This is a genomic window from Actinocatenispora rupis, assembly GCF_016861975.1.
In the GTDB taxonomy this organism is placed as follows: domain Bacteria; phylum Actinomycetota; class Actinomycetes; order Mycobacteriales; family Micromonosporaceae; genus Actinocatenispora; species Actinocatenispora rupis.
The window spans coordinates 1-1,497 of the sequence record NZ_BOMB01000064.1 but is presented as its reverse complement, the minus strand read 5'-3'; the positions used below and the strand labels follow the sequence as shown (position 1 = coordinate 1,497).

Sequence of the window (1,497 nt, the reverse complement as noted above, 5' to 3'; positions counted from 1 at the left end):
TCAGACACCCCAGGTGCTTGGATGTCAAGCGGCGAGGTGTTCGTAGCGGTGTGCCCACGCGGTCGTTGGGTTGTAGGGCGTCGTGGACTTGAGGCAGCCGTGCAGCAGGCCGACAAGGCGATTGCCGAGCTGACGCAGGGCGGCGTTGTGCCCGATCTCGCGGGCGCGTAGCTCGTCGTAGTAGGCGCGGGCTCCCGCGTCGTGCAGGATCGCCGCGCCGGCCTGCATGTGCAAGGCGTCTACCAGCCGGTCGTTGTGGACGAAGCGGGCGTGGACGGTCTTGGCCTTGCCGGACTGGCGGGTGATCGGAGCAGTGCCGGCGTAGTTCTTGCGGGAACGGGCGTCGTGGTAGCGGCCGGGAGCGTCTCCGAACTCGGCGAGCACCCGGGCGCCGATGATCACGCCCATGCCAGGTTGGCTGAGGTAGACCTCAACGTCCGGGTGCTGGCCAAAATGCTGCTCCACCTGCCCTTGGAGGGTCTTGATCTGAGTGTTGAGGGTCTGCAGGACCGCGATGGTGGCGCGGACGGTGGCCGCGTAAGCGGTGGCCACGATCTCGGCCTGGCCGAGGTGCTCGGCGCGCAGCGCCTGCGCAATCGCGGCCGCCTTGGCGGGGATGTCACGGCGGCGGGCTCGCCGCAGGGCTGCGCTGATCTGGGCGAGGGTGAGCCTGGCCGCTGCGGCCGGGGTGGGCGCCTTGGCCAGCAGTTCCAAGGTGTCGGCGCCGGTCAGCGTCAACGGCTGGAACGCCTGCAGGGCCGCGGGGAAGTAGTCGCGTAGCGCCGCGCGCAGCCGAAGAGTGTGGCGGGTGCGTTCCCAGATCAGCGTCTGGTGCGCTCGGGCCACCACCTTGACCGCCTCGGCGACATCGGAGTCAGCGGCGACCTGGCGCAACTGGTGACGGCGGGTGCGCACCATGTCGGCCAGGGTGTGCGCGTCGGCCTTGTCGCTTTTCGCGCCGGATATCGACATCAGCTCCCGGTGCCGGGCGGCCTGCTTAGGATTGACCCCGAACACCCGGTAGCCGGCCGCGACCAGTGCCCGCACCCAGGGTCCCCGGTCAGTCTCGATACAGACCAACACCTGTGAAGGATCGGCGTCCTCAGACAAGAACGTCGCGATCAGTTCGTGGAAGCGAGCCATCCCGTCCACGCCCTCGGGCAGCCGGGCCGTGCGCAGAGCGCGGCCCTGGTCGTCTTGCACCTCCACATCGTGATGGTCCTCAGCCCAGTCATCTCCGACGAACAGCACTCCAGATCTCCGCTCTGCCATGGCCACCGTCAGCAGCCCGCGGGAGAGCCCGGCGCCCTAATGGACCAGTGCTCACACCAACCGTCAGCGGGCACGACACCCCATCAGCCATCCGTCTCCCGACCACCAGCAGGGGCACGTTCTGACCCCAGGACTCGTGATCAGTCCAGGCGAAGAGAGTGCTCACCCACCAGCGGCTACCGGGCACCGAGTCTGCCAGCGGCCAACCCGGCAGCTCCCATTAGG

The 1,497-nt window shown here is 68.6% G+C and carries 1 protein-coding gene; it reads right to left on the bottom strand.

Annotated features, from left to right (window positions below):
* Nucleotides 1-24 precede the first annotated feature (24 nt).
* Nucleotides 25-1,251 carry an IS110 family RNA-guided transposase gene (locus Aru02nite_RS36255; protein ID WP_203665078.1) on the bottom strand — a complete coding sequence of 409 codons (1,227 nt, stop codon included), beginning with the start codon at nt 1,249-1,251 and terminating at the stop codon, nt 25-27.
* Between the last annotated feature and the right edge of the window lie 246 nt (nt 1,252-1,497).